The 21738-nt window shown below is 45.5% G+C and carries 17 protein-coding genes; 7 read left to right on the top strand and 10 right to left on the bottom strand.

Annotated elements, in window-relative coordinates:
- Window positions 1-263: 263 nt before the first annotated feature.
- Together AC1DM9_RS23050 and AC1DM9_RS23045 are read left to right on the top strand one after the other, a co-directional pair.
- Window positions 264-1997: a sensor histidine kinase gene (locus tag AC1DM9_RS23050; protein WP_477582415.1), complete on the top strand. Its 1734-nt coding sequence runs from the start codon at window positions 264-266 to the stop codon at window positions 1995-1997.
- Window positions 1998-2184: 187 nt separating this feature from the next.
- Complete coding sequence (locus AC1DM9_RS23045) at window positions 2185-3798, top strand: response regulator (RefSeq protein ID WP_477582413.1); 1614 nt, start codon at window positions 2185-2187, stop codon at window positions 3796-3798.
- Here AC1DM9_RS23045 and AC1DM9_RS23040 read toward each other — a convergent pair.
- Window positions 3795-4835: an MBL fold metallo-hydrolase gene (locus tag AC1DM9_RS23040; protein ID WP_477582411.1), complete on the bottom strand. Its 1041-nt coding sequence runs from the start codon at window positions 4833-4835 to the stop codon at window positions 3795-3797. The two genes, AC1DM9_RS23045 and AC1DM9_RS23040, sit on opposite strands and share 4 nt — an antisense overlap.
- Window positions 4832-5581: a class I SAM-dependent methyltransferase gene (locus tag AC1DM9_RS23035; RefSeq protein ID WP_441875673.1), complete on the bottom strand. Its 750-nt coding sequence runs from the start codon at window positions 5579-5581 to the stop codon at window positions 4832-4834. The genes AC1DM9_RS23040 and AC1DM9_RS23035 overlap by 4 nt, the downstream gene beginning before the upstream one ends.
- A 186-nt stretch (window positions 5582-5767) precedes the next feature.
- Between AC1DM9_RS23035 and AC1DM9_RS23030 the strand changes: the two genes are divergently transcribed.
- The 3 genes from AC1DM9_RS23030 to AC1DM9_RS23020 are packed head-to-tail and all read left to right on the top strand — an operon-like array spanning window position 5768 to window position 9284.
- Window positions 5768-7099 carry a spore germination protein gene (locus AC1DM9_RS23030; protein ID WP_441875670.1) on the top strand — a complete coding sequence of 444 codons (1332 nt, stop codon included), beginning with the start codon at window positions 5768-5770 and terminating at the stop codon, window positions 7097-7099.
- Window positions 7096-8196 (top strand): GerAB/ArcD/ProY family transporter, encoded by a 1101-nt coding sequence (locus tag AC1DM9_RS23025; protein WP_441875667.1) that lies wholly within the window; start codon window positions 7096-7098, stop codon window positions 8194-8196. The genes AC1DM9_RS23030 and AC1DM9_RS23025 overlap by 4 nt, the downstream gene beginning before the upstream one ends.
- Window positions 8193-9284 carry a Ger(x)C family spore germination protein gene (locus tag AC1DM9_RS23020; protein WP_441875664.1) on the top strand — a complete coding sequence of 364 codons (1092 nt, stop codon included), beginning with the start codon at window positions 8193-8195 and terminating at the stop codon, window positions 9282-9284. Before AC1DM9_RS23025 ends, AC1DM9_RS23020 begins: the two co-directional genes overlap by 4 nt.
- A gap of 73 nt (window positions 9285-9357) precedes the next feature.
- On the opposite strand, the gene fni is transcribed toward AC1DM9_RS23020, so the two are convergent.
- On the bottom strand, window positions 9358-10413 hold the full coding sequence (fni, locus tag AC1DM9_RS23015; protein ID WP_441875661.1) for a type 2 isopentenyl-diphosphate Delta-isomerase: 1056 nt from the start codon (window positions 10411-10413) through the stop codon (window positions 9358-9360).
- Between the two features lie 492 nt (window positions 10414-10905).
- Between fni and nagB the strand changes: the two genes are divergently transcribed.
- Window positions 10906-11631: a glucosamine-6-phosphate deaminase gene (gene nagB, locus AC1DM9_RS23010; RefSeq protein WP_076267784.1), complete on the top strand. Its 726-nt coding sequence runs from the start codon at window positions 10906-10908 to the stop codon at window positions 11629-11631.
- Entirely contained in the window at window positions 11632-12828 is a 1197-nt protein-coding gene (gene nagA / locus AC1DM9_RS23005; protein WP_477582407.1) for an N-acetylglucosamine-6-phosphate deacetylase, read from the top strand.
- 68 nt (window positions 12829-12896) lie between these two features.
- Here nagA and AC1DM9_RS23000 read toward each other — a convergent pair whose 3' ends face one another.
- The 7 genes from AC1DM9_RS23000 to citZ all read right to left on the bottom strand — a co-directional run bounded on the left by AC1DM9_RS23000 (window position 12897) and on the right by citZ (window position 21469).
- Complete coding sequence (locus AC1DM9_RS23000; protein ID WP_076267786.1) at window positions 12897-13679, bottom strand: DeoR/GlpR family DNA-binding transcription regulator; 783 nt, start codon at window positions 13677-13679, stop codon at window positions 12897-12899.
- 2 nt (window positions 13680-13681) lie between these two features.
- Complete coding sequence (locus AC1DM9_RS22995) at window positions 13682-14638, bottom strand: sugar kinase (RefSeq protein WP_477582405.1); 957 nt, start codon at window positions 14636-14638, stop codon at window positions 13682-13684.
- 49 nt (window positions 14639-14687) lie between these two features.
- Window positions 14688-15110 (bottom strand): hypothetical protein, encoded by a 423-nt coding sequence (locus AC1DM9_RS22990; RefSeq protein ID WP_076267788.1) that lies wholly within the window; start codon window positions 15108-15110, stop codon window positions 14688-14690.
- A 221-nt stretch (window positions 15111-15331) separates the two neighbouring features.
- Window positions 15332-17485 (bottom strand): DNA helicase RecQ, encoded by a 2154-nt coding sequence (recQ, locus tag AC1DM9_RS22985; RefSeq protein ID WP_441875648.1) that lies wholly within the window; start codon window positions 17483-17485, stop codon window positions 15332-15334.
- 126 nt (window positions 17486-17611) lie between these two features.
- Window positions 17612-18553, bottom strand: coding sequence for a malate dehydrogenase (gene mdh / locus AC1DM9_RS22980; RefSeq protein ID WP_076267790.1), 942 nt, complete (start codon window positions 18551-18553; stop codon window positions 17612-17614).
- Window positions 18554-18936: 383 nt separating this feature from the next.
- Window positions 18937-20232, bottom strand: coding sequence for an NADP-dependent isocitrate dehydrogenase (icd, locus tag AC1DM9_RS22975; RefSeq protein WP_054028579.1), 1296 nt, complete (start codon window positions 20230-20232; stop codon window positions 18937-18939).
- A gap of 124 nt (window positions 20233-20356) precedes the next feature.
- Complete coding sequence (citZ, locus tag AC1DM9_RS22970; RefSeq protein ID WP_477582403.1) at window positions 20357-21469, bottom strand: citrate synthase; 1113 nt, start codon at window positions 21467-21469, stop codon at window positions 20357-20359.
- Between the last annotated feature and the right edge of the window lie 269 nt (window positions 21470-21738).

Raw genomic sequence — 21738 nt, 5'->3', positions numbered from 1 at the left:
GCAAGGGCCAAGTACGGCTAAATAGTTCTCTCGCTCTTTTATCCTTTTGTTGTCTTTGTTTTTTTTCTTGCTGCAGCGGTTTGTTTAGCGCACTTTCCACTGTTCTGCCCCTTTCCAAACAAAATTTGATTTGAGTTTTTTCATCTCTCCTGTATGATTAATTTTACCAGCAGTCTCTCCTGTTCTATAGACCACGATCTTTGGAAGCATGCCATTTTGTTTACTTATGTATCATTATTTTCATAAAAAGAGAGGACTCCAGCATGCGTTTAAGAGAAAACACATTTGCCAAAATGATTACATTGATCGTCCTTTTGCTTATCCCGATCATTATTTTGTATACGCTTTCTATACGGACAAGCATCGGAGTTATCACGGAAGAAATGAAATCGTTGAAGCAGAAGGACATTACATTTCTAGCGAGCGAGGTTGATAAAAGCGTAACAACGCTATCGACACTTGGCTTTCTGCTCAGCGAAGATATCCATATCCAGCAGCTGCAAAATTTACATTTAATTGAAAGCACATACCAGCGAAACGATGAGAAGCTGCGCATTCTCGAGAGGCTTCGCCTGCTCAATGTCGCACAGCGCTGGGATACGCAATACAGCATTACAGCGCCGGCAAGCAAGCAGCTCGTCTCAACAAATACATATCTCTCGTATGATCTCGAATCGATCAAAAAAATATTGACCCCGACCTGGAAGTATGAGGAAATGACGATTCAAAACATAAAGCAAAATCGTTTCGTACGCCATATCGTCAAGCCAAAAAGCAAAATCACCGATATAGAGAAAGCCGGTATCATCGTTGAGATTTCTTTTCCAGAGGAGCATCTCATAAAGGATTTGGATACGTTCAAGCTGGCAGGCAAAGGCGATCCGTTTCTTGTCCATTCCGATGGGCGCATGATAAAAAATAAAACGGCCGATAAAGAAATGACCAAGAGCATTCAAGCGCTGCTCAAAAAAATGACCGTCCCAGAAGCGTCCAATCAAATTATGACGATAAATGGGGATGATTTTCTCGTCACCTCTGCGCATGTAAAAACGTTGGATTGGTATTTGATTGACTACGTACCGCTTGCAAATGTTTTGAAACCAATCGTCAAAAGCCAAAATTTATTTTACGGCTCCGTCGGTTTGCTGCTCATTATGAGCTTGCTCGCAGGTTATTTGCTTTATCGAAATGTACAGCGCCCAATCGGTTTGCTTATTCGGAGTGTGAAACGGCTGCAGGAAGGCAACTATTCCGCAAGAATAACGGTAAACCCCAAAAATGAATTTACTTATTTATTTCAAAGATTTAACGATATGGCTGCGAATACGGAACAGCTCATTCAGAAGGTTTATGTGGAGGAGCTTCGCAGGCGTGAAGCCAATGTAAAGCAGTTGCAATCCCAGATTAATCCGCATTTTTTATACAATTGTTTCGCACTCATACGCAGCCTTGCTAGGCTGGATAAGAAGGAATCTGTCATGCGGCTTGCTATGCACTTGTCTACCTATTATCGCTATACGACAAGGGTCGAGAAGCTGACCGCAACGCTGAGGGAAGAGCTGCAGCTTGTTGAGAGCTATTTGGAAATTCAACAATTTCATATCCAGCACCTGTCCTACCGCATCGAGGTGCCCGATTCGATGCTTAGTGCTCAGATTCCGCGTCTGCTCCTGCAGCCTGTCGTTGAAAACGCGGTGCTGCACGGGATTGAACGATTTGACGGTGATGGGCTCATCACCATTTCCGGTGAAAGCAATGATCGCTATCACACGATTATTGTAGAAGATAACGGGATGGGGATGACGGACGAAGCCCTTCGAAAGCTGGAGAAAAAAATTATCAATCCGCCTGATGATACGAGCGGCTGCGCGCTGTGGAATATTAGGCAGCGGATGCTGTTCCAATTTGGTTCTGAGGCTTCAATCAGCTTCCGAATTCGCGAAGAAGGCGGCGTTGCTGTGTACCTGTCTTGGCCGCATGAAAACTATGCCAACTAGGGCGTGTCTGAAAACCCGTTCAGTGGCACCTTTCACCGCCTTTTCGCCCCCTGCTTCGTTCCGTTTGCTTGACGTACCCCCGGTACGCCTTCACAAACGCGCCTTGCATGGAACGAAAATTCGGCAAAATTTGCTCTCCTCAGAGCTCTCAGACACGCCTTAGATGAATGAATAGGAGCTGTTCACCATGTATCAACTTTTAATTGTCGATGACCAGCCTGATCTCGTAGAGGATTTAGCCAGTAATTTGCCATGGAGCTCAGTTGGCATTGATTCCGTCTACCTTGCACACTCGGGGCGGGAAGCGCTTGATATTATGCAGGCTACGCCTATTGATATCGTCATTACAGATATTCATATGCCCGGCCTCTCCGGCCTTGATTTAATCGAGCAAATCAAAGCATCATGGAGCAATGTGAAATGTATTTTATTGTCCGGCTATAATGATTTTGAGTATGCCCAAAAAGCACTTCAGTTCCAAGCAAGCGACTATTTGCTCAAGCCCGCTGAAGACGAAGAGCTGCTGCAAGCCGTTCGGAAAGCAGCTTCCCAGCTGGAAGAGCATTGGAAGGAGGTCAGCTCGCATCAAAGCGCGCTAACCTCTTTGAAAGAAAATGTCCCTATTTTACGAAATCATCTTCTGCTCTCACTTCTGAAGGGACAGGCCTACAGCGACGAAAAATTAAAAGAAAAGCTCGACATTCTGAACCTCGCTTTTCATCCAAAAGAGCCATATTGTATGATGCTTATGCGGATGGAGGACTACTTCTATGAGCAAAGCGAACGTGACAGCTCGCTGCTTGAATACGCCGTGTGCAACATCGCGGAGGAAATATTTACAGAGGAATATAGGCTATGGCATACGAAGGATGAGCATGGCTACTTTGTATTTCTCATTATGGGCAAAGAAAATCAACGCCAAGAACAAGCTTCCATGCTGCATCTCATTGAGCAAAAAGCAGCACAGCTTCAGCATTATGTGAAATTGTATTTAAAGGGGACCGTATCGTTAGTCATTACGAAGCAGGATGTATTTCCGCTTGAGCTGCGCGAAACCTATGATTTCTCGCTTATCAGCTTTAGACAGCGCATTGGCAGTGAACGCGGATTTCTCCTCACACTGACAGAGGAATCACAGCAAGGAGAAGCGAATTCCCTCTCTCATTTATACAATCCGCCGCTGCTTATTCATTTGCTTGAGGCAGGACAATGGGACGCGATTGAGGAGAAACTAAATCTTGCGTTTGAGGAGCTGGAGCTTAAATGGGGCGAGTCGCATGAGCATATTTTGGAAACCTATTTCATGATTGCAAGCTCGTTAAGTTTCTCCATTCATAAAAACAAGCTGTGGATGTCCGACATTATGGGATCTGAGTTCAATCAACTGCTTAGTGGTCCCCACTTTCATACGATTAAACAGCTTCGCACTTGGACGTCTGGCATACTTGATAACTATAGAAGCCATATGACTAGCAAAGTACAGCATTCTCGTTCCAGTACGATTCAGAAGGTTCAAGAATATGTTTCAAGCCATTTAGAAGACGCTTCACTGCAATCGATTGCTTCCCATGTATTCCTGAATCCGTCCTACTTGTCAAAAATATATAAGCTGGAAACCGGCGAAGGCATAAGCGACTACTTATCCAGATTGAAAATGGAGACGGCAGCGCATATGCTTCGCACGACAACAGACAAAATTTACGAGATAGCAGCTAAAGTCGGTTATTTGAAAACGAGTTATTTCATAAAGGTGTTCAAAGATCGATACGGCATTACCCCGCAGGAATTCCGTGATCGTTAAGCGGTGATCGCAAAATAATTATAAATGCCATCTTTTTCAGTAGAAGAGATTCGAGCTTGACGCTCCAAATATACCAAATGCGCAAGTGTCTCCGACATTGCAAATCTCAGCTGATGCGCATTCCCGTTCAGACGATTGCCGAATAGAGCCTCGCACATGCCATAGGCAGTGCGGGGCTCTTCTTCGAGCATCCGAACCATTTTGTCGAGCCTCCGTATATGATGCTGCTGCAGCTCCAATATCCTGCCATGGAAATCGGTAAAAGGATCCCGATGTCCTGGAAAAGCCAATTGAACCTCATAATGAGCAAGCTCCTGCAAGCTGCCCAGAAATGCTTCCAATGGATCGCCATCCTCACCGGGCACTATGCTCACATTCGGGGTAATATGAGGCATCACCTGATCTCCGCATACCATCCATTTGCGTTCTTTCTGATAGAAACATAGCTGACCATTTGCATGACCAGGCGCGTCAATTAGAAGCCAGCTCATTCCGCCAATTATGATTTGATCTCCCGCTTCGATATAGGTTACCTCTGGCTGAGGGGATACCATCTCCACAAAGGTTTCAAGATTTTGCGCAATAGCCTCTCTATGCTGAATCGGCATACCATGCTTCGCATATAGAGCCTGCAGCTGCTCGCCGAACTCACTTTTTTCTCCCCACAGCCTAATCGCATAGTCATGTGCCCTGCGTGAAATAAATACAGGCGCCCCGCTTCTCTCTTGCACATAACCAGCGAGGCCATAATGATCGGGATGCTGATGCGTCAAAATGATTCTTGTAACATTGCTCCACTCCAGGTTATGATGCTGCAAGACTTTATCCCATACCTGAATGGCTTCGTCCGTTCGCAGTCCCGGATCAATGAGCGTATATCCCTGTTCTTCGGGTATAAGATAGCTATTAACCCACTTGAGGGAAAAGGGAACCGGGACCTTTACCTGCAGCCATCCTTCCTGCCACGAAACCGTATGTAAAGACTCCTGTTCATTTGAAGACGGCATGCTGCTTGAATCCTTGTTTTCAAATATCATCTTTTAGCTCTCCCTGTCATAATCATTCGCGGAGAAGCCTCTGGATCGTATTTCGAACCATCGTAATTGCCGTACAGCTTGTCTATCCTAAGACTGCAAGCATCTAGATTGTTTTCGAACCAGTCTAGGTTGTACAGCCTTACCTGTTCTAAATACTGTCTTGGCTTCTCTTCCTTTTCCGGATTGAAGATTGAAATGCCCTTCTGCACCCAACCATTTGCAATGGATCTTGCCTCTTGTATAAGCAGACCTGTCTCCTCATCGATACGTTCCGATCGGGGCACCAAGGTTTGAGCCACATAAATAGGATTAAGGAAATCGATTAAAAAACAACCGTCTGTACGCAGCACTCTCCGAATATGCCGAAGCACGCTCACATTATCTTCCTCTGCTGTGAAATAGCCAAATGAGGTAAATAAATTGACAGTCGCGTCAAAACGCTCCGCCTCAAACGGCAGCTCCCGCATATCCCCTTTAACCCATTCAACAAGTCCATCTTCATCATGACGATGAGCTTCATCAAGCAATGCAGTCGATAAATCCATACCTGTAACGGTGTAGCCAAGATTTGCTAAAGCGAGTGAATGCCTTCCCATTCCACAGCCTATATCAAGTACATGAGAACCTTCCGCCAGCTCTAGCCAAGCGATCATTTTGGAAGCTTCTTTATTTGCATTTTCCCAATCGCGATGTTTGTAGACAAGCATATAATCGGAGCCGAAGCTCTGTTCGTACCATGGTTTCATATTAATGCTCTCCTTCATCATGGTCATGCGAATTGCTTGCGAATGATGATCACTTTATTGTACTTGAATTCCAACTTACTGGCAAAATCGAATCAAATAAGGATAGTTTTCAAATTATACGTGCAAACTATGGAAGCTTATCCAGATCTTTTTGCAACTCAGCATCATTTGAAGGGAGGAACCGGCATGAATGAACGTATTCGTTTATTATTTGCAGAAGCCATCGATATCAAATTGGAAAATTTGAAAAATAGCGAAATGAGTATCGAAGTCGCCTATATCGAACCGTTATGCGAAGAGAAAAAAATAAGCGATTTCATTATCGTCCCTTTTATAAAAGAGGAATATTCGTTTCAAGCTCAGCTGGATACAAATCCCGATTATGAAATACTGGAAGATGTCGCTATGTGGCAAAGTCTTCTTCTGCGCGGGCATGTCCTGATTCAAGCAAATGAAGTCGTCTATTCATTCAAAGCTGAACGTGTCATCTGTATTGAGAATTCACAAACACAAGTGGAAAGTGCTATTCAGGGCCCTCAGATCGCATTAAGCGAAAATATAAATATATCACTCAATCTGATCCGCGGCATGTACCCTTCCCCCGATCTTTCGGTAGAAGAGCATACAATTGGAACATTGTCCCAAACACCCGTGTTCGCCTTATTTGATCAGAGACGTGTAGATCCTACCGTACTTGATAATGTACGTACAAAGTTAACAACGATTAACGTGGAAATGCTTCAATCCGCTGGTGAGCTTGAGAAGCTGTTAGTCGGCAATCGCAAGCATTTGTTTCCAACTATTCTTATTACAGAACGTCCTGACCGCATTACCAGTGCGATTTCCAAAGGGAAAATAATCATTCTCGTAAAGGGAAACATGTTCGCTCTTATTTTGCCGTCCACTTTTTTTGATTTCATGCACGCCGTAGAGGATGATTACGACTCCTATTGGATGACTCGTTTTCTTATCTTCCTTCGTTACACTTCAACTTTGCTCACAATCACTTTGCCTGCTCTCTATATTTCCGTTGTCTCCTATAATCCAGAGCTGTTTCGCGTGCAGCTTGCTTTCTCCATTGCAGGCAGCCGTTCTGCTGTTCCTTATCCATCGTTCATAGAAGTATTTATTATGCTCTTTATGATCGAAACACTAATCGAGGCAAGCATTCGCTTGCCCAGGTACATCGGCTCCACGGCTACTACCGTTGGAGGACTTATTCTTGGACAAGCCGCTCAGCAAGCCGGTCTCGTAAGCAGCATTATGATTATTGTAACGTCAGTCGTAGCTATTTCGAATTTCGTTATTCCTGTCAATTCGCTGTCATTTGCTGTCCGTTTTTTAAAGTATCCGCTAATCGGAATCTCTATTTTCTTTGGCATCACTGGAGTTGCCGTTGGTTTGTTTATCTATATCACTTATTTATGCAGCCTAAGAAGCTTTGGCAAGCCATATATGCGTATTTTCGGAAAACTAAGGCCGTTAGAAGGCGATGTGGGGCAGGTGAAGATTAAATGAACCGTTATTTCTATTACAACTTTATTCTCGTGAGTTTCATTAATCTATTGCTGTATGTCCCACATATCCTTATTCAATATCGCTATACCGGTGCCGTATCTTCTATTGTGGTCGGGATTGTTATTGGTACGATACTCGTCTATATGTATACAAGTGCAATGGCTCGTTATCCGGGAAAAGGATTGCCTGAGATATTAAAACTGCATTCTCCGCAGTGGCTGGTTACGATTTCTATGTTATTTTTTTCAATTATGTGGTGGTTTGCAACGACTATCGTCGTTGTTGCCTACGCCATTCTTATTAATCGTTTTTTCAATCCAGACGCGGATGCGAATATTATTCTAGCCATGCTCGTCATTGCCTGCGGTTATGCTGCCACACGTTCAACCCTCTCAGTAATGTTCATCGTTGAAATCGGCATGATCGTAAATGCTCCAATCATCATCTTTATATTGTTTAAAGCCGTACGAAGCAATCAGCTTAATTGGGATGCGATTCATGTCGTAGCCAACTACATAACGGAAATGCCTACATTGACCTGCATTGCAGCCTCTACGTTCATTTTTACCGGTTATATTAATCTTTCATTGTTCAATCGGCTATTTCCACCAAATTTCCGTTTTAAATTCCGCTTTATCTATCCGATAGCCGGCGCTGTTATTTTATTGATTACATTTTTTGTGCCCATTGGTTTTCATGGAACGGAAGGCGTAAACCAATACATTTACATATGGAGCCAGACCGCTGATTCCCTACTTATGCAATACGGCTTTATTGAACGTGTGTTGTTTCTTTTTCTAATCGTTTTTTTGAACCTAACTCTCGTTTATACGATGTCCGGCTGGCATCAGGCGATGGAGTTTGTGAAATCTTGTTTTCCAAGCTATAGGCCGGAGTTTGATAGTCTCAAAACACCGATGTCCAACTATGTCATCGTCGGCATTTTTGCATTGCTCTCCATCCTATATCTCATGCTGACGAACGAAAAGATGAACATGATCATTACTACCTATTGGCTCATTGTCCGATTTTTCGTGGAAATATTAATCGTCGTTTGGGTGTTCGTGCTTAGCAAAAGGAGGTCCAAAGCCGTATGAGCATCACCTTTCGAGTCTTTTTGTTAATCCTCTCTCTTGGTTTGCTTGGCGGCTGCGGGTTCAAGGATATCGACAAACGATTCTTCGTGGTCGCTCTTGGCATAGATGCATCAGATAATGAGAAAAAACCGTTTCGTCTTTCCCTGCTGCTTGCTGTTCCGTCTCCAAAGATCGAGCCTGGCGCATCGAAAACACAGATCGAGACCATTGATACAGAAACCGTCGCAGAAGGCATTCGAATGTTGAAATCCTACGTCGACAAGGAGCTGGATTTCGGGCATTGCAAAGTGTTTCTCATTGGTGAGAAGATTGCCCGCCAAAACTATACGGAAATATTGCAATGGATGTCGCGGAGAAGAGATATCCAAAGTGTCGCCGATATTGCTATCGGGAAACCGGACGCGGAATCACTGCTGAAAATAAAGCCTGTGTCCGAGCGTTATCCGGGCAACACGCTTTTTTTAAGCTTTGGAGCTGACGGAACCGAGTCATCCTATACTTACGTAGAAACGTTATCAGACTTCGCAAGGCGTGCTTCCGAGGAAGGACTCGATCCGCTGATGCCTGTTATTACAAAGGATGGTAAAAAGAGCTTCGTCATCAACCGAACAGCGCTGCTGGACAAAACAAAGGTTAAGCTTATGTTGTCTCCAGCTGAATCGCAGCTTTACAATCAACTCGCGGAAGATTTCACCAAATCTTCGATGCATGGCATGTTTGAAGGCTTGGATTTAGTCGTTGCGATTACGGATATGCACTCAAACTTCCGACTTGGGAAGCAAAACGGTCAAGACACGATCACGCTTGATGTGAAGATCAGGGTCGTATTTGAGGAAGCGCCAAAAGGCATATATGAAGATCAGTGGCAGCCGATTGAGCAAAATTTAAATAAGGAATATGCTGAATCTTGCCTCGCGCTTCTCAAAAAAATCCAAAAAGCAAATGTAGACCCTATAGGTTTCGGACTGCGCTATCGGGCTACCCACCCTGGTAAGGAGGCTTGGCAGAAGTGGCAGTCCATCTACCCTAACGTTAAATTTATCGTAAATGCCAATATAAAAATTGAAGGTACAGGCATTATCAAATAGGGTTAGCACCAAAAACAAAAGAGGTGAGCCAGAAGCTTGTTGCTTCTGGCTCACCTCGAATGATATTTAACTATTATTTTAGGATCAATCGGTTTGTTTGACGCAGCTCACTAACCGTACCAACGCCAATGCCAAACATCGCCGTACGCATTTCAAACTCAATCCGTTCGAATTGCTGCAGCAATTGCTCCTGCGAAATTTCCTTGCTGCTGCTAGCCGCTTGCGGCAGCAATACGCGTCCAAAGCCAGCAAGATTTGCGCCTAGCGCAATTGCTTTCGCAGCATCAACACCCGTACGCAAACCTCCACTTGCAATAATATTAGCCTCGGGAAGCGCAGCGCGAATTTCCGTCACACTCTCAGCAGTCGGTATGCCCCAATCCGCGAATGCTTCAGCAGCTTGCTTTCTTAAATCATCGGTGGAGCGAAACTTCTCGACCTGGCTCCATGAAGTTCCACCCGCACCAGCAGCATCAATAAAGGAAACGCCTGCACCCACAAGCGCTGCTGCCGTTTCCGCATCAATGCCCCAGCCCACTTCTTTTACCCCAACGGGCACATTAAGCGACCTGCAAACCTGCTCAATCGAAACCAATAAATTGCGGAAATCGGTATCTCCTTCGGGTTGAAACACCTCTTGCATGCTGTTGAGATGCAGGACTAACGCATCCGCTTCAGCAATGTCTACAGCCCTGCGGCATGATTCTACACCAAAACCATAATTCAACTGAACCGCACCAATGTTAGCAATAACCGGTACGGTAGGTGCATCTTTCCGTATGGAGAACGAAGCTGCGAGCTGTTCGTTTTCTATTGCGGCGCGCATGGAGCCTAGCCCAATCGCCCAGCCCCTCGTTTCTGCCACAACCGCCAATCGACGATTAATAGCCCCTGCTTCATCCGTTCCTCCAGTCATGGAGCTAACGAGCAGTGGGGCTCCAAGCTTTTTGCCGAACCAATCTGTATTTAGGCTTACTTCAGCGAAGGAAAGCTCAGGCAGTGCATTATGCTTAAAGCGGTACCGCCCCAAGCCCGTTTCAATGCCAACGCTGTTTACTTGCTCCTGCAAGCAAATACGTATATGTTCTCCTTTACGCTTTGCAGTTGCTGCTTGCTGATCTACTGACATGCTTGTTCCTCCCAAGCTTAAACGGCCAACGCCTTTTATAGCAGCGCCGCTCACGTTTCGCTTCTCTATCTTCTATTCCTGCGTATACAACTTGTGAATTTCCTCATCAATAAGCTGAACATATATGTATCCATTAGGCCTGCTTGCACTTTACACTTCATAACCTTTTCAGCGTAGTAACTATGTACTAGTTTAGCACATTTTTTTGATTCACGCTCTCAACTCCACGACATTGACACATAAGCTGATCCGTCCATTCTGATGCATGCGCTCTGGCGTCTAGAATAGTTCTTCTAATAAATGTGGCATTATAAAGAGACTAACCCCAATCCTAAAAATATGAGCCTGACCGATGAGTTAGAAGCGACGGCTAGCTCAGTAGATAAATGATTTTTACAATCATTTATCTGAATTTTACAATCATTTTATCTTGTTAAACCGTCGAAATTCATATAAAATATAACTAACAAAAGCCTTATAGGGGGACTAAACATGGAAATGATTATATTTGATACACAACAGGAATTAGATGCTTATGCTGCGGAATTATTTGTAGGTATCGTTAAAGAGAAACCAGATGCAGTACTAGGCCTTGCAACAGGATCGACACCCATCGGAATTTATGACAAAATAGTAGAACTGCATAAACAAAACAACGTTAGCTTTAAAGATGTGACAACGTTCAATTTGGATGAATATGTCGGAATCAAGCCTGATAACGACCAAAGCTACGCCTACTACATGAAGCAGCATCTGTTCTCGCACATCGATATTCCCGAGAACCAAATCCATTTGCCAAATGGCATGGCTTCGGATGTTGAGCTGGAATCGAATGCTTACGATGCAATGCTAGAAGCAAGACCAGTAGATATTCAATTGCTTGGTCTAGGCCACAACGGTCATATTGGATTCAATGAGCCTGATGTTAATCTTTCTGGCGGCACTCACGTTGTTAAATTAAAAGAGGAAACGCGTGAAGCAAATGCTCGTTTCTTCGATTCTATGGATGAAGTACCTGAGTATGCAATTACGATGGGTGTTGGCTCTATTTTAAAAGCTAATACGATCGTGCTGGCTGTTCGTGGTGCTGACAAAGCAGAAATTGTAAAAGAAGCATTGACTGGTCCAATTACGACTAACGTACCGGCTTCATTGCTGCAAACTCATGCGCGCGTCATTGTTCTACTAGACCGCGAGGCGGGAAGGATGTTAAGTTAAATGACCCTAAACTCTGCAAACTGGTTCATCCACAACGTAAATATCGTGCTTGAAGATGGGATAGTTAACGGCAGTGTTTTTGTACAAGATGGGAAAATTGCAAAAATTATTGCCCAAGATGACAACGAGGCAGCAAATGAGGCTTCAGATGCACAGTTGTCTATAGACGGAAAGGGAGGCTGGCTGCTTCCTGGTTTTATTGATGTGCATGTTCACGGTGGATTTGGTGCGGATTTTATGGATGCCAGCCGTGAAAGCTTTGACACCATTACTAAATTCCATGCCTCACAAGGTACGACAGGCATGCTTGCTACAACGATGACTGCTCCTAAGGAAGCAATTGAAGACGTATTGCATGCCGTTGCAGATTACCGCAGCAGTGAAATGCCTTACGCAGCCTTGTATGGCGTACATTTGGAGGGTCCGTTCATAAGCGAGGCATGGCCAGGCGCTCAAAACCCAGCTTATATTAAAACACCTCAGCTGGAATGGATGCAGCAATGGCATGCCAAGTGGCCCGATCTTCTCCGTCAGCTTACACTGGCTCCTGAGAAAAGCGGTGCGATTGAGACCATCGCTTGGCTTGCTGAGCAAGGGATCGTCACAGCCTGCGGGCATACGGATGCTGTCTATGATGAAGTGATCGCTGCTGCTGATGCTGGCCTTACGCAGGCTGTTCATACCTATAATGCAATGCGTGGTCTGCATCACCGTGAACCCGGAACGCTAGGAGCTGTATTGACCGATGACCGTATTGTGGCCGAGCTCATAGCCGATGGAATTCACGTGCATCCAGCTGCAATTCGTTTGGTGCTCGCTGCTAAACCTTCAGATAAGGTTATACTGATCACAGATGCGATGGCAGCAGCAGGCATGCCGGAAGGCGAATATAGTCTCGGAGGCTTAGCCGTCATCGTAAAAAACGGCGAAGCAAGATTAAAAGATGGCAACGCCCTAGCAGGCAGCTGTTTAACGATGATTGGTGCCGTACGCTTTATCCATGAGCATACCAACCTATCGCTTTCTGAAATTAGTCGGTTGGCTAGCGGCAATGCAGCAAAACAGCTTGGCATCAGCGACCGTACAGGTACAATTACGAGCGGCAAACAAGCTGATCTTGTATGGATTGACTCGCAAATGCAGGTTCAACAGACTTGGGCGCAAGGCCGTTCCATATACGAGGCTAAACAAGCGTAAAAAAAGCAAGAGGTTCCGTGCTCAAAGGTTAGAAAACCTTTGAACACGGAACCTCTTTTTATTATTTGTTAATCCGTCACGTATACGGAAATACCGTGCTGCTTCATTTCAGCTGCAAGCTCTTCAGTGAGCGGAACATCCGTAATGACGCCTTTCAGCTCGGATAAGGATGCAATGGAAAATAACGAGGTGCGATCTGTCTTCGTATGATCGAATACGGCATAAGCCGCTTGTGAACGCTTAATGAGTGCTTTAGCAATTTGCGCTTCTTGCTCGGAGTAGGTCGTGATGCCTCCAGCAGCAGATATACCATCAACACCGATAAACATCTTTCCGATATGCAAATGAGCGACCATTCCCTCACCTAGAGGCCCGCAAAGCTCAAAGCTGTTATGGCGCATAATGCCGCCGGTAACGACAACCTGAATATCGCTGCCTGCCAGCTCCATCGCGATATTAACCGCATTGGTTACTACCGTGATGCCCCGCCTCGATTTGATCATCTTAGCAATAAGGAAATTTGTTGTACCGCCAGAGAGACCAATCACATCGCCTTCCAAAATTAAAGAAGCAGCTAATTCCGCGATATGCTCTTTCTCTAGAATCGACAAACCTTCCTTCTCCGCAAAAGGCAAATCCCTAACTGAATTCATTCCATCGTACATCGCACCGCCAATTGTCCGAATAACCGGATAATCAGCTTCCATTTGCTCAAGATCTCTTCGAGCCGTCGCCTCAGAGCAGCCGAAGCGCTCAACCATTTCCAAAATCGTCACCCTGCCCTGCTGCTTCAAAAGCTGCAGAATAGCTTCACGGCGACGCTGGCCCTTGTTACCGATCAATTCAGCCATTGTCAGCGCTCCACCCAAGCCTTGGCGGACATCCGCTGTTGGACGACACTCCATTCCGGCAAAGCTTCCCAGTCGCCACGCATTTGAACGACTAATGATCCATTAATACTTGCAAGGCGTACTGCTTCTACAGGGGATAAGCCCTTCATAATTCCTGCCAAGAAACCAGCGCAAAAGCCGTCACCCGCGCCTACAGTATCAACAACCTGCTCAGCCGGATAAAAAGGCAAGCTTTCTTCCTGCCCTTTGTTTAGAACAATCGTCGTGTCGCCTCTGCCTTTAATGATCGACACCGCTTTTAATTGATTTAGCTGTCCTTTAATATGCTCATAATCGTCTGTTTCGTACAATAGCTTAAGCTCGTCCCATCCTGGCAAAAAGTAATCCGCATCTGCTGCAAGCGGCAGCAGTGCTGCACGAGCTTCTTCGATTGACCACAGCTTAAGCCGCAGGTTCGGGTCAAAGCTGACAAGCACCCCAGCTTCCTTCGCAATATCGATAGCGCGGCGAACCGTCTTGCGGCAAGCCTCGCTAAGCGCAGCTGTGATACCGGTTACATGAAGCAGTTTAGCACCGCGAATATAATTCTCGTCAAGATGCTCAGGCAGCATCCGACTAGCTGCCGAATGCTTTCTGAAATAATGAACGGCTGTTCTACCCGCTACATGCTCACGAAACATCATGCCCGTAGGAGCTTCCGAGCTAAGCTGCGCACGAGATACGTCTACACCTTCGCCCCGCAGCGTCTTCAAAATAATTTTGCCAAACGGATCGTCGCCGAGAGCGCCAAACCATCCAACAGAGGAGCCTAGACGTGCAAGTCCTATTGCGACATTGCTTTCCGCTCCGCCAAAGCTTTGTTCCAGCGTAGCGGCGCGTTCGATTGACTTATGCTCCTCTGGCATAAACAAAGCCATTGATTCGCCAAACGTAACAATTTGCGGCGATGATTCTAACACGTAAAAATCCCCCTATAGCGTTATATAATCGGCGTTATCCATATTAGCTTTAGATCATCGGAAACTTCATGAAGTAGATAATAGCGATATATAGCACCAATACGATGATGCTCATCACGCGTGCTTTGTTAATGTGTGCAGTTGCGCTTTTGCCTTCTTGAATGGAAGCTACTACAAGCTTAAGCGGCTTGGAAATAATTCCGCCTAGTGCCGCAATTGCCAGGAACAGCAAAATAATAATGACCATCCATGCCACCTTGTAATCCGCTTGCGACATCAAATATCCACCTGTTAGCAGCTGCAAAACTAGAAAATATTGCGCAATTCGGTTTGCCGAACGCAGGCCGTCAGCTAATCCGCCTTGTCCAACTCCGGCAAGCTTAGTAGCTCTACCCAGCATGATTGGAAGAACGATATAGAAGCCCATACCTACTGCACCAATCACGTGCAAAAATAACATTACTTTAAACATTTTAACTCCTCCTGTTTTGGTAAAACGTAATCATCCATTCATTGATTCGCAATTGCCAAAATTAATTCTATAAATAGTTTATCAGAAACGAGATTTTTTTCAAATGACTATGCTCCTGAACCGAGGTTTTATACCCTTTTTTGTTGAATTAGCTCCGAAATCGTTCCCTAAATTTTCACACTTTAATTAGAAAGCTCATTTTAATCGATTTTCGGTTGGCTTTAAGCTTTAAAGCCGTATTTACTCATAACCCCATGAATTGCAAAATAAGTAACTTCCTCAGGCAAAGCATCCTTTATGGGACGCAGCTTATCGATTCCTTGCTCGCCAACCGCATGGACGATCAATTGCTCATATTCTGCTGGAATGATTCTGCTCCAATCGATTTCTTCACCTTCATCTGCACACCGTATGATATGTCCTTCAACGGTTACTTTCGTTAATCCGCGTTCCTTCGCTATTTCATCAGGTTCCAGCCCACTTTGAAATAGCTCGAGCGTAGCATAGTGACTTGGCTGCTCATCATTCGTTGCTGCCTTCTTGACGACTGACGGCTCTCTAGCCGCAGTTATTATCATTCCTTCGGCTTGACCTTCGCCTCCGAATGAATGAATAATCGAGAGCAGATCTTCTCCATATTTCTCCGCCTTCGCAGCACCAATCCCCTTCACGCTAAGCAATTGATTCTCGTTTTGCGGACGAGCCATTGCGATTTCTCGCAGCGTTGCATCAAAGAACAACATAAATGGAGGCACACCCTCTGTAGCTGCCTTTTCTTTGCGCCATTGCTTGAGCGCATCGAATAGAGGTGAAGCAGCTGCTGAATCGGAAGAGGCTGCTTGCCGAACCATTGCTCTAACTCTTTGCATAATTGGTTCGCGGCCTTCCAGTACCGGCAGTGCGCTCGCAGTTAGCGAGACGACTGGATATTGCCCTTCACTAAGCTTTAAGTATCCTTCAGCCACGAGCCAATAAAGCCAATCCGCTATCTCTTTCTCGGGCAAATGCCGCATTAAACCGTAAGTAGTCAAACGATCGAGCCCAAATTCAAGCAGCCGTTTATCACGCGATCCCTTTAGTACCTTGGCTGCCATCGTTACACCGAAACGCCCTCTCATTCGACCAACGCAGGAGAGCGCCATCTTCGCTTCCTCCGTCCGGTTAACCGGCTCGCTCTTATCGAGACAGCTGCTGCATTTCCCGCATGCCACAACATCCGTCTCTCCGAAATAATCAACGATAAACTGCTGCAAACAACGCTGTGTCCGGCTATAGTTCATCATGGTATGGAGCTTAGATAGCTGAATCGATTTACGATCTGAATCCCCAGTGCCCTGTTCGATCAGAAAGCGTTGCACCTGCATATCAGCCGGTTCAAACAAGAGAATGCATTCGCTCTCCTCTCCATCACGGCCGGCACGGCCAGCTTCTTGGTAATAGGATTCAATATCGCTAGTCATTTGCCAATGCAGCACATAACGTACGTTTGGTTTATCAATGCCCATTCCAAAAGCGTTCGTTGCAACCATTACACGAATCTCATCGAATCGAAACTTCTCCTGTGTGTCAGCGCGCTCAGCATCCGACAACCCACCGTGGTATTTGCCTGCTTGAATGCCTCTGCGTGTTAATTGCTCATATACATTCTCGACTTCTTTTCTAGTTGCTGCATAGATAATGCCTGATTGATCCTTACGCCCTGATATGAAGCTCTCAAGAAACTTTTTCTTATCCACGCCTGTAACGACGGATAGAGACAAATTCGGTCTCGCAAATCCCGTTACAAAAATGCTAGGTTCACGCAGCTTGAGCATTTCTGAAATATCAAGCGCTACCTCGTTTGTAGCTGTAGCTGTAAACGCCGCAACGAGCGGCCGATCTTTCATTCGAGCAATCCAGCCTGCCAGCTGACGATAGCTGGGACGGAAGTCATGCCCCCACTGCGATACGCAGTGAGCCTCGTCTATCGCAATGAGCGGTATAGTGAGCGTCTCAGATAACGATTGGAACATCGGCGCATCAAGTCGTTCAGGCGCAACATACAGCAGCTTATATTCTCCCATCATCGCGTTTCGCATCACATCTCGATATTCAGCTGCTCCTAGCGAGCTGTTAAGAAACGCTGCAGATACCCCGACTCGCCTCAGCGCATCAACCTGATCCTTCATGAGCGAGATGAGCGGCGAAATAACAAGAGACGTTCCCGGCAAAAGCATGGATGGAATTTGATAACAAATCGATTTTCCGCCGCCGGTCGGCAAAATAGCTAGTGTATCGCGTCCATTCATAATCCCCGATATTATGTCTTCCTGTCCTTTACGGAAAGAATCATAGCCATATACCTGTTTCAAGGCTTGTCTTGCTTGTTCGATCAACCTGTTCCCCTCCCATAGTAAACCTTTTCTTTTGTACCTTGAAAATAAACAAGAGGACCCTGGCAGCATTCTGTCAGGGTCCTCCCAAACGCATTCATTTATAAAAGCAGCAATTGAGCTTGCTTGCTAGCCTGTTACTACTTGGATAACGTTGCGTACGGATTGAGCAGATTTATCAAGTGCAGCCTTCTCTTCAGCAGTCAAATCAAGCTCAAGCACCTTTTCAATGCCGTCACCGCCAATGATTGTTGGCACACCCATGAACAAGTTATTATAACCGTATTCGCCTTCAAGCAAAGCGATAACTGGAATAATACGTTTTTTGTCTTTAAGGATGGCTTCTGTCATTTGAACCAGCGAAGCTGCAGGCGCATAATACGCGCTGCCGTTGCCGAGCAGGTTTACGATTTCGCCGCCGCCAACGCGAGCGCGTTGTACGATTGCTTCAATTCGTTCTGCTGATATAAGCTTCTCGATTGGGATGCCGCCAACATTTGAGTAGCGAACGAGTGGGACCATATCGTCGCCATGCCCGCCAAGCACAAAGCCGCGAACATCTTCAACGGATACGTTAAGCTCTTGCGCAATAAATGTGCAATAACGAGCTGTATCAAGGACGCCTGATTGACCGATTACACGGTTTTTAGGGAATCCAAGCGTTTGGAAGGCTGCATAAGTCATCGCATCCACCGGGTTGCTTAAAATAATAACATAAGCGTTAGGGCTAGTTTCTTTAATGTTTTCGCAAACGGATCTTACGATTCCAGCGTTCGTGCTAACAAGGTCGTCACGGCTCATACCTGGTTTACGAGCGATGCCTGCAGTGATGATCACAACATCAGAATCTTTTGTATCTTCGTAGTTGGCAGTACCGATAATGTTTGCATCTACTCCAAGCACCGGTGTCGCTTCAAGCATATCAAGTGCTTTACCTTTAGTTGGGTTTTCAAGCGGTGCGATATCAACAAGAACAACATCGCCTAGTTCTTTTTGAGCTAGCATAAGTGCAGTAGTAGCGCCAGTGAAGCCCGCTCCTACTACAGTAATTTTTTTACGCTTAATCGCCATCTGGTGTAAACCTCCTGTAACTTTAGTTAAAGGGGAGACCCCTTTGACCCCCTGTTTTCACTTGCAACCTCCCAAGAGATGTCGAACCCACCTAAATCCTCCCTTCCAAGGGAGGACCTAAGGGGCGCTGCGCCCTCTGGACACCTGCCAATTGGACTAACGCAGGAGGGATATCGGCGCTCTTGAGCGACTGTTGAGCATGGATCGCTTTCGTCCCTTTGGGACACGCTTTACGCTTATTCGCGAAGGGAATGTGTCCCTTGCGGGACGCCATTCCCCGTGCGAACTGCTAGGAATGTGTCCCTGCGGGACGCCATTCCCCTGTACGAAAAGCAATAGAATAAAAGATGAGGGGGGCATCTGCCCCCCTACTTTTTATAAAACTACATGTTTTTGATGATTTCGTCTGCGAATGCGGAACATTTTACTTCTGTTGCGCCTTCCATCAAGCGAGCAAAGTCATAAGTTACTGTTTTGTTGTTGATCGAAGCTTCCATACCTTTATAGATAAGGTCAGCCGCTTCTTGCCAGCCTAGGTGCTCAAGAAGCATTACGCCGGAAAGGATTACGGAACCTGGGTTAACTACGTCAAGGTCAGCATATTTCGGAGCTGTACCGTGAGTAGCTTCAAAGATTGCGTGTCCAGTCAAGTAGTTGATGTTCGCGCCCGGAGCAATACCGATACCGCCAACTTGTGCTGCAAGAGCATCGGACAAGTAGTCGCCGTTCAAGTTCAATGTAGCGATAACATCAAAGTCAGTCGGACGAGTAAGTACTTGTTGCAATGCGATATCCGCAATTGCGTCTTTAACGATTAGCTTGCCAGCTGCTTCTGCATCTTTTTGTGCTTTGTTAGCTGCGTCAGTGCCTTCTGCTTCTTTAATGCGATCGTATTGACCCCATGTGAAAGTCTCGTTAGCGAATTCTTCTTCAGCCACTTCGTAGCCCCAGTTTTTGAACGCGCCTTCTGTGTATTTCATGATGTTGCCTTTGTGTACAAGTGTAACTGATTTTTTGCTGTGTTTAATTGCGTACTCGATCGCTGCGCGAACAAGACGTTTGGAACCTTCTTTCGATACTGGCTTGATGCCGATACCGGAAGTTTCTGGGAAGCGGATTTTGTTAGCTCCCATTTCGTTTTGCAAGAACTCGATTACTTTCTTCACTTCTGCAGAACCTTCTTGGTACTCGATGCCCGCATAGATATCTTCTGTATTTTCACGGAAAATAACCATGTCAACAAGCTCAGGACGTTTTACTGGGGAAGGTACACCCGTGAAGTAACGAACAGGACGCAAGCAAGTGTAAAGATCAAGTTCTTGACGAAGTGCAACGTTCAATGAACGAATGCCGCCGCCGATAGGCGTAGTCAATGGTCCTTTAATAGCAACGATATATTCACGAATTGCTGTCAATGTATCAGCAGGCAGCCACTCGCCGTATGCGTTGAAAGCTTTTTCGCCGGCAAATACTTCGTACCAAGCGATTTTTTTCTCGCCGTTATAAGCTTTTTCTACCGCTGCATCAAGCGCGCGTTTCGAAGCTTTCCAAATGTCGCGGCCAGTGCCGTCGCCTTCGATAAAAGGAATAATTGGGTTGTTAGGTACTTGAAGAACACCGTTGTCAATTGTAATTTGTTCGCCTTCAGTTGGAAGCGCGAATTTTTCGAACTTAGCCATGAATAAAATCCTCCTTAGAATTGTACCTGCTTTATAGCAAGTATAAATGAAATATGATGTCTTTTTTTAAAAAACAGAGAGCGTAGAGCTTATCCGCTCTCTCTATTGTAACTTAAATCACGAATTAACGCTTTTCAATCGGAATGTACTTCGCATTAACCGGACCAACATAGTCGGCACGCGGACGGATCAAGCGGTTATCTTGATATTGCTCAAGAATATGCGCGCTCCAACCAGATACCCGGCTGATTGCAAAAATAGGCGTGAACAAGTCGCGTGGAATGTCAAGCGTTGTATAGACAGACGCTGAGTAGAAGTCCACGTTAGGCTTCAAGCCTTTTTGTCCAGTTACCAGCTCTTCAATTTTAACAGACATTTCGTAAAGCTCCATGTTGCCTGTCAGCTTGCCAAGCTCGCGGGACATTTTTTGCAGATGCTTCGCGCGAGGATCGCCGTTTTTGTATACGCGGTGACCAAAGCCCATAATTTTCACTTTGTTTGCAAGCGCGTTGTTAATAAAGCTTTCAACGTTAGCAGTAGAACCGATTTCTTCAAGCATCACCATTACAGCTTCGTTTGCACCGCCATGAAGAGGGCCCTTCAAAGCGCCAATCGCGGACGTTACGCCCGAATAAATGTCCGACAACGTTGCTACGGTTACACGAGCAGCAAATGTCGACGCGTTCAACTCGTGGTCAGCATGAAGAACGAGCGCTTGATCAAGTGCTTTAACAGCAACTTCAGCCGGCTCGCTGCCAGTAAGCATATACAAGAAATTATAGGCGATGGATACGCCTTTCTTTGGAGCTACAGGCTCTTGTCCTAGGCGGATGCGTGAAAAAGCAGCAATAATTGTTGGCAGCTGCGCCTGCAATTTAATTGCTTTCAATTGATTCGCTTCAGGAGACATATCGTTTGCAGATTCATCGTACAATGCTAAGCTGGATACTGCCGTGCGAAGCGCAGCCATAGAATTTGTATTTTTTGGATAAAGCTTGATTTGATCAATTACGCCTTCTGGAAGCGCTGCAAATTGATCCAATTGCTTTTGCAGTCCATCAAGCTCAGAACGATTCGGTAGTTTGCCGTACCATAGCAGGTAGGCAACCTCTTCAAAAGTAGCGTTTTCCGCAAGATCATCAATATCAATACCGCGGTATGTCAATACGCCATCAATAATGGAGCTGATGGAGGACGTCGCTGCGACAATTCCTTCCAGACCTTTAGTTGCTGTCATCGTTCTCTCTCCTTTAACATGGTTATCGTAAACAATAAAAAGGGGTCGTTTTTGTACCATCGCCTTTAATCATAAATGATTTCGGCAATTATGTGAACAAATACAGACATAAAAATGCTTTATCAGCGTCATCAATATTTTTTTCGCTTATTATTTCTCCGCTTCACTTCGTATGCTCAAACTGCATTTTTCCCTATTCGCTCCAATTTTAGCCGCAGCATAAACTATTTTTACAGAAACGGATAAAGTGGTAAAATGTCAAAAAGAGA

This window comes from Paenibacillus sp. 01T431, assembly GCF_056398625.1.
Note: the sequence above shows the minus strand (reverse complement) of the source record. Positions and strands in the feature narration are given on the sequence as shown.